The sequence below is a fragment of the Serratia sp. CY31944 genome, from assembly GCF_052169175.1.
GTDB classification, from domain to species: domain Bacteria; phylum Pseudomonadota; class Gammaproteobacteria; order Enterobacterales; family Enterobacteriaceae; genus Serratia; species Serratia sarumanii.
This window is the reverse complement of the sequence record NZ_JBJNLG010000005.1, coordinates 296,269-304,316: the sequence shown is the minus strand read 5'-3', so window position 1 is coordinate 304,316 and position 8,048 is coordinate 296,269. Positions and strand designations below refer to the sequence as shown.

At 51.8% G+C, this 8,048-nt stretch carries 7 protein-coding genes; 1 reads left to right on the top strand and 6 read right to left on the bottom strand.

Translation table 11 applies throughout. From position 1 onward, the window contains the following. The 5 genes from ACJ8IN_RS08585 to galU form a co-directional block, all read right to left on the bottom strand. A partial coding sequence (locus ACJ8IN_RS08585; RefSeq protein WP_442519493.1) for a Wzz/FepE/Etk N-terminal domain-containing protein occupies window positions 1-497 on the bottom strand: 497 nt, incomplete at its 3' end. A 12-nt stretch (window positions 498-509) separates the two neighbouring features. Further along, entirely contained in the window at window positions 510-944 is a 435-nt protein-coding gene (locus ACJ8IN_RS08580) for an arsenate reductase/protein-tyrosine-phosphatase family protein (protein ID WP_072008443.1), read from the bottom strand. 10 nt (window positions 945-954) lie between these two features. After that, a complete protein-coding gene (locus ACJ8IN_RS08575; protein ID WP_033654956.1) occupies window positions 955-2,091 on the bottom strand; it encodes a polysaccharide export protein in 1,137 nt (378 codons plus the stop codon). A gap of 433 nt (window positions 2,092-2,524) precedes the next feature. Continuing rightward, window positions 2,525-3,418 carry a sugar phosphate nucleotidyltransferase gene (locus ACJ8IN_RS08570; RefSeq protein ID WP_033654957.1) on the bottom strand — a complete coding sequence of 298 codons (894 nt, stop codon included), beginning with the start codon at window positions 3,416-3,418 and terminating at the stop codon, window positions 2,525-2,527. 53 nt (window positions 3,419-3,471) lie between these two features. Next, window positions 3,472-4,368: a UTP--glucose-1-phosphate uridylyltransferase GalU gene (gene galU, locus ACJ8IN_RS08565; protein WP_060421736.1), complete on the bottom strand. Its 897-nt coding sequence runs from the start codon at window positions 4,366-4,368 to the stop codon at window positions 3,472-3,474. Window positions 4,369-4,977: 609 nt separating this feature from the next. On the opposite strand from galU, the gene ACJ8IN_RS08560 reads away from it, so the two are divergent. After that, window positions 4,978-6,561, top strand: a complete 1,584-nt coding sequence (locus ACJ8IN_RS08560; protein ID WP_308325561.1) for a TerC family protein — start codon at window positions 4,978-4,980, stop codon at window positions 6,559-6,561. A gap of 31 nt (window positions 6,562-6,592) precedes the next feature. Here ACJ8IN_RS08560 and dcuC read toward each other — a convergent pair whose 3' ends face one another. Further along, window positions 6,593-7,945, bottom strand: a complete 1,353-nt coding sequence (gene dcuC / locus ACJ8IN_RS08555) for an anaerobic C4-dicarboxylate transporter DcuC (RefSeq protein ID WP_060421530.1) — start codon at window positions 7,943-7,945, stop codon at window positions 6,593-6,595. Window positions 7,946-8,048: the final 103 nt, after the last annotated feature.

The following is an 8,048-nucleotide window of genomic DNA, read 5'->3' as shown; positions in this document are numbered from 1 at the left end:
GAAATGGTATAGTTTTCTTTATCGACTACTGTCAATTCGATATTAGCATCAGATAGCTCAGGTGGTACATTTAACCGCGATAATGCGATCTGCCCAGGTTCTTCTCCCATCAGTCTAGCCCAACCGCGTCCGAATATAGGAAAATATTTCTGATTCGCGATCGTATCTAGATGCAGATCACTTACCGTTTTACCCAAAATCATCCGTGAAGTTATCAGCTCGATTTCGGTTGACGACGCAGGCTGTGCATCAGGAAGCATTTGAGTCAGGTCATTAACAAGCGAATTACCATCGCTCCTTTCCACCTGAATTAATGCGTCGGCTCTATATATTGGAGTGGCAAAAAGACTATATAGGAGCCCCAACACACAAAACAACGTTGTGAACCCTAAAATCAACCAGCGATGATCAAAAAGGATGCTAATCAATCTGGCTAAATCTATCTCATCATTGCTTTGGCTAGCTGGAAGCTGGCCAGCTTTACTGTTGTTAGTCATGTTGTTCTCTATTCAACGGTTTAAAGCATCAGCCCATTTCTGAGCTGATTCTGCAAGCAAATTGTAGGCATATTCAAATGCCTCAGGACTTTTCCTGTAAGGATCAGGAATATCTTTTTGCCCTTGCCAGTGTGCAAAAAGCATTGTCTTCCCTCTTACTTCAGGAATGAGCCTACATACAGCATCTACATGTCCCCTTTCCATTACAAGAATGAGAGAATATTCTTGACACATACTCTTTGTAAGCTGCCGTGCCACATGACCCTCAAGAGAAATACCGTTCTTACTGGCTATCAGTGCCGCTTGATTATCAGCACTGTGCCCAGCTAAAGCATGTATACCTGCGGAGGCAATATTTTTAGCCGGACACAGTTTTTTAAGCAAAGCCTCGGCCGTCGGTGAACGGCAGATGTTGCCTACACAAACTACCAAAATGGAATCAAACATACTCTATGCCCTATGGCCAATTACGAATGCGCAATGTACCTTCAGTCAGGTCATTGAAGCTCGATATTGTAGGTGCCAGCTGACTGATAACACGATTCCAACGGACAATTGGTGCAGCAGTGACATAGACGATATCATAAGGCTGAAGTTGGAATTCTGCCCCCATAACCATGGCTGTCGCATCAGCCATGTTCAACTGATAGATATCAGCCAATTTGCTACCCTGTGTACCATGGAGAGGTCGGATGACAAACACACCGGTTGCATCTGCGGTCGTTTGGCTTATCCCATTGGTATTACCTAAGGCTTCCGTGAGTGTCATACCACTCCGATCCATTTTCAGTGTCGCTGGTGTTTTAACTTCACCCATAACAAATATCTTAAGATCGTCATTTCGAGGAATATAAAGAATATCACCCGGGTACAATAATCTGTTCTGTGTAAGATCGCCGTTTTGCATCATTTTCTGCAACGATAGGCGCTCTTCTTTACCATTGTGAGTGAGCACGATATTGCGCCAATCGGCATTTTCCGTGAGGCCGCCCGCGACGTTAATTGCATCAAGTACCGTCAAGGGAACATTAGTGATAGCTTGTTGCCCTGACTTCGATACCTCACCAGTAATGTATGCTTTCTGCGAACGAAACGCAGCTATATTGACATCGACCTGAGGGCTTTCAATATATTGAGAAAGCCGACTTGCTATTTCTGAACGAACCTGGGTCGCAGTTTTTCCCGCTACACGAACTTTACCAATATAAGGATAAAAAATTGTACCATCCGATTGGACCCAGTTCCCCGTATCGCTTGCGCTTCGGTACTGGCCTGCTGGTGTAGTCAACTCCGGGTGATCCCACACGGTTACATTAAGGACATCACCAATACCGATATGATATTCGTAACTACGAAGTGCTTGTTCAAGCAACGCGTTCGGCTGAGCGACTACTCGTGGGGGACGAAGCTTGTCAATCAACTTTGGCGTAACCGGATACACATTCACCAGTTCATCGATATTAAAATCACTATCCTCTTGTTTTACCGTTTCTTTTCCTGAGGTGTGTAAATGCTGTCCGGGAAGGATAGTACAGCCACTGAGGATACCGACGGATACAAGTATCGATATAATTTTCAATTTTCTTTTTGCCATCGAGTTATCATCACTTTCAAGTATGTGTTTCAGCAAAGCTGACAAGATAATCCTATCTAACCTTGGCAGCTGATTTGCAATCTAACGAAAATTCCAAGCACAAAGTCATGTGAATTCTGCTCTTGCTCTGTAACATTCATCAAGACGTGCACTCTCTCATCATTGAGCTATCGTTGAAGTGTCAGAAGGTAGTATTAGGATGGTATGGGAAGACAGGTGGCCATCCTGGCAAATCAAGTACTACGTCTAACACTGGCATTCGCATCTGAAGTCTACGAACTGCCGTTTGGTCGATATCTCTTTCAATCTGCTACAAACTCAGGGTGGAAAGAATCTAAACAATACCGACCATTGGAAGATTTTAATATAAAAATCAATCATGCGAAATGCTGGCGTTTAAGACTCAACCCTCAGTATAATGATTTATAACCTCTTAAAATGCCAACTTTTCTGCCCACTCACGGAAGGCTTTTCCCTGCGTAGGATGGCGCAACCCGTAAGTCACGAACGCTCGCAGATAGCCCATTTTCTCACCGCAATTGAACGATTCACCAACCAATTCAGTGGCCTCTACTATTTGCTGCTGAGTCAGCTCAGCAATAGCATCTGTCAGCTGAATGCGTCCCCAAGCGCCCGGCTCAATTTTCTCGAGAATAGGCCAAATATCCGCAGATAGCGCATATCGCCCAACGGCTGAGTAGTTTGATTTTAGCGGAACATCGCGTCCCGGCTTCTCGATTATTGAACTGATACGCGAAGAATCGCCAGGTTGCAGTGCGTTATTCTCACACTCGACAACAGAATATTCACGCAGAGTATACTCGTCGACAGTTTGAACCAGTATCTGGCTATGGCCCGTTTCTTCGAAACGAGAAATAAGATGCGACAAATTATCTTTTCTCAGATCAGCCTTAGCATCATCAAGCAATACATCCGGTAACAGAACAACAAACGGCGAATCACCGACCAACGGCTTAGCGCAGAGAACGGCATGTCCCAGTCCTTTAGGCTGCCCTTGGCGAATGTGCATCAGCGTCACGCCTTTTGGCGTTATCGACTGCACCTCATCCAGCAATTGCCGTTTCACGCGCGCCTCCAACATCGCCTCCAGCTCGAATGAGGTATCGAAATGGTTTTCAATGGCGTTCTTGGAAGAATGCGTCACCAGGATGATCTCTTTAATCCCCGCCGCGACGCATTCGTTGACAATGTATTGAATCAACGGCTTATCAACGATTGGCAACATCTCTTTCGGAATCGCTTTGGTCGCCGGCAGCATACGCATGCCCAATCCGGCAACGGGAATAACCGCTTTCAACTTCGTCATGGTAGACCTCATTCAATCTCGTGATCGCTTTCAGCCGCGGTGGCGACAACCTGTTACTTTCCTAACGTCTGCTTCAACCAGCGGCTGAAATTCTCACCTTCCGTACCGTGACGCAGACCATACTGCACAAACGCCTTCATATAGCCAAACTTGTCGCCGCAATCGTGGGAATTGCCGCTCATGTGGAATGCTTCCACCGTTTGCTCATCCATCAACATCGCAATCGCATCGGTCAGTTGAATCTCATCGCCCGCGCCGGGAGGGGTTTTCTCAAGTAACGGCCAAATATCGGCGGCAAGCACATATCGGCCGACGACGGCCAGATTGGAAGGCGCATCCTCGCGGGCCGGCTTCTCAACCACCGCCGTCATCGGCGCGCTTTCTCCTGCCGCGATCGTCGCGCCAGCGCAATCTACCACACCGTATTTGGACACATCTTGTTCCGGCACCGGTTCAACCATGATTTGGCTGTAACCCGTATCACCAAAACGCTGGATCATTTTAGCCAGATTTTCCTTACGCAAATCCGCCGTAGAATCATCCAATAAAACATCGGGCAACAGCACAACGAAAGGAGAATCACCCACCATTGGCTTGGCGCACAGCACCGCATGCCCCAACCCTTTCGCCTGTCCTTGACGCACCTGCATCACGGTGACGTCCGGCGGGCAAATACTTTGCACTTCGCTCAGGAGCTGACGTTTCACACGCGCTTCGAGCATGGCCTCAAGCTCAAACGAAGTGTCAAAATGGTTTTCAATCGCGTTTTTAGATGAGTGCGTAACCAATACGATATCTTTAATCCCCGCCGCCACACATTCAGCAACAATGTACTGGATTAAGGGCTTATCGACCACGGGCAACATTTCTTTAGGGATCGCCTTGGTCGCCGGCAACATACGGGTTCCCAACCCCGCAACGGGGATCACTGCCTTGAGTCTTGTTTGCATTTTCATTCCAATTCATCGTAGCGCTGCATTCACCTGCGCAGCGTGAACAAAGGGATTCAATCGGGCACGCTACCGCCCTTGGCTTGCAGCTACCAAAGTACTGTTATGACGTATCCACCACGTCATTGCATGAGCCAAACAATTTTTATGCAAAACGGCTCTCATTCTTCGTTTGAACTGCCATGCCGTTCACAAAAAAGTAAAAAAACCGGTGCCTTTATAACCAAACAATGCTAGTTACTGCCGTTATATGACTAAGATTCTTATACTAATGTCTAAGTGATACAAGCCTTAGATCCCCCCAGCCAGCCGTTTTCAGAATAAGACTACTCATGCCTGATACCGATAAGAATCATAGTCAAGGAAAATTGTTTTAATGTTTTGATTTAAATAAATTTAATAAGGCGTTTCTTTTCTGAGCGCATACATCCCGGTAGATATTTGCGCCCTCCGGCCCCTGGCTCCGTTGGCCACTCGGCGCCGATCGATGTTTGCGGCAATCCTCCTGTTCTGATCCACGTCCTCCCGATTAAAGTTGAATTTTGCCGCCTCAACGCCCATCATTCCCGAGCGGCATAAGCCGTAGAACTTACAGGTGAAATTGGGCGTATGGAATGGATCGCTGATCCAACAATTTGGGCCGGCCTGGCCACGTTGGTCGTGCTGGAAATCGTGCTGGGTATAGACAACCTTGTCTTCATCGCCATTCTGGCGGACAAACTACCAAAACAACAAAGAGATAAGGCTCGTGTCGTCGGTCTGTTGCTGGCGCTGGTCATGCGTCTGGCGCTGCTCGCCTCCATCTCGTGGCTGGCGACGCTGACCAAACCGATGTTCATCGTCGCGGAGCACCCCTTCAGCGGCCGCGATCTGATCATGCTGGTCGGCGGGATATTCCTGCTGTTCAAGGCCACCATGGAGCTGAACGAGCGGCTGGAAGGCAAGGATGAAGAGCAGCACGGCGCGCGCAAAGGCGCACGTTTCTGGCTGGTGGTGGCGCAGATCGTGGTGCTGGACGCCGTTTTCTCGCTCGACTCGGTGATCACCGCCGTTGGGATGGTCGAACACCTGGCGGTGATGATGATCGCGGTCTGTATCGCCATCGGCCTGATGCTGCTGGCCAGCAAACCGCTGACGCGTTTCGTCAACGCTCACCCGACTATCGTTATTCTATGCCTGAGCTTCCTGCTGATGATCGGTTTCAGCCTGGTGGCGGAGGGCTTCGGCTACCACATTCCGAAAGGCTATCTCTACGCGGCGATCGGCTTCTCGGTAATGATCGAGGCATTGAACCAGCTAGCGCAGTTCAACCGCCGTCGTTTCCTGTCAAAGGTGCGGCCACTGCGCGAACGTACCGCCGAGGCTGTGCTGCGCATGCTGAGCGGCAAACATGAAGAAGCGGAGGTCGACAGCCATTCCGCCAACCTGCTGGCGGACAGCGACAGCGAAAACGGCGAGATCTTCAACCAGCAAGAGCGGCGCATGATCGAACGCGTGCTGGGCATGGCGCAGCGCACCGTCAGCAGCATCATGACCTCGCGTCACGACGTCGAATACCTTGAGCTGAACGATCCGCAGGAAAAGCTGACGCAATTGCTGGAGCGCAATCAGCACACGCGCATCGTGGTGGTAGAAAGCAGCGCCAGCGATGAGCCGTTGGGCGTGATCCACACCATCGACGTCCTCAAACAGCAGTTGGCGCAGGCGCCGCTGGATCTGCGCGCGCTGATACGCCAACCGTTGATCTTCCCGGAACAGCTCACGCTGTTAAGCGCCCTGGAGCAATTCCGCCAGGCGCAGACGCACTTTGCCTTTGTGGTCGACGAGTTCGGCTCCGTCGAAGGCATCGTCACGCTGACGGACGTGATGGAAACCATCGCCGGTAATCTGCCGGAGGCCGGCGAAGAGGTGGACGCACGCCATGACATTCAGCAAAACGAAGACGGCAGCTGGATTGCCAACGGCTATATGCCGCTGGAAGATCTGGTGTTGTACCTGCCGATGCCGCTGGAAGAAAAGCGCGAATACCACACGCTGGCGGGGCTATTGATGGAACACAGCCAGCGCGTGCCGCAAGAAGGCGAACAAATCAGGATCGGTGACTACCTGTTCGAGCCGTTGGAGGTCAACAGCCACCGCATTCTGAAAGTGAAGATCACCCCGCCTCCTCCAGCGGAGGACTACGAGGTGTAACATTGAGGCCGGGCATTGCCCGGCCTTTGTGTTACTGGGGAACCAGCAGCTCCGTCGCCACGATCACCACCACCAGCCCGACAATCACCGGCACCGAAGTGCGCTTCACCACGTCGAACGGCGAGATTTTCGCCATGCCGGAGACCGCCACCACCACACCGGAGACCGGCGACAGCGTACGGCCGAGATTAGACGCCTGCAGCATCGGGATCACCAGGTAGGCCGGATTCACGCCCATCTGCGCCGCCAGTTTCGGGATCAGTTCGACAAACGCATAGAACGGCGCATTGCCGGAGCCGGTGGTCATGGCCGCCAGCATGGTGATCACCACCAACACCAGCATCATGATCAAACCGCCGGTGCCGAACGACTGCGCCAACCCGATCAATCCGCTGATAAAACCGACGGTGCTCAACCCCTGCGCGAAGACGCCCGCGGCCACCAACAGCATCACCACGCTGGCGAATGCGTCCGCCATGCCGCGATACGCCACTTCCAGGCCGCTGAATACCTGTTTGGCGCTGAAGCTGCGCACGAACTCGATCGCGGCCGCCAACAGTATGCACCCTACCAGCACGGTAATGATGTGCAGCTCCGGCCCCCATTTGCCGTCGAAGATCAGCACGCCGAGGATCGGCGTAAACGGCAGTATCGCGTAGAACCCCGGCGCATGCGTTTTGATTTCACTGACGTCCACGATGTGATGCTGTTCATCACTCTTCCTGTCGAGATAACGCTGCCAGAAAAAGTGCGCCACGGCCATGCAGACGATGGCGGCAATCGAGATAGGCAGCGTGGTTTTGAACGCGAAGTCCACCAGCGGCATCTCCGCCGCCTTGGCCGCCAGCACCACGTCGCCGGAGGTCGGCGCCAGGATAATCGCCGCCGGCGAAGCGCAAATGGCCGCCGCCGCCCCGCGGCTGATGCCAACGTTCACCATCAATGGGAACAGCGTCGCCATCAGCAATACGCCGAGACCAGTGGCGGAAGAGACCGCCAATGACATCAGGCAAGCGACAAAATAGGCCGCCACCATCAGCAGATAAGGCGAGTTGATCATCTGCAACGGGCGCGAGGCCAGCTTGACGACCACGTCGTTGGCGCCGATATGCGTCATGTAGGCGGCGAAACCGCACAGCATCATGATCATCATGCCCAGATCGCCGCCGCGGCTCATCAGCAAGATCTTGACGTATTCGATAATATCGGTCGCGCGCCAGCCGGTAGACGCGGCGCCGGACGGCAACAGCGTTTTCCCCATCAGGGCGCTGATGCCAAGCAGCAGTAACCCGCCCACCATCAAGACACCGGTGGCGGAATATCCTTTGATGATGTAACGGCCCACGCCCACCGCCACCGCCGCGCCAATAAGAAGCTCTATCATGTTTCCTCAACTCGTTATGTTTTCGCGCTCAGGCGCATAGTCATAGCAAAATATGCTCTTACTCTGCACAAATCGAGCGTGAGTCTTCATGACCTTCATCAAG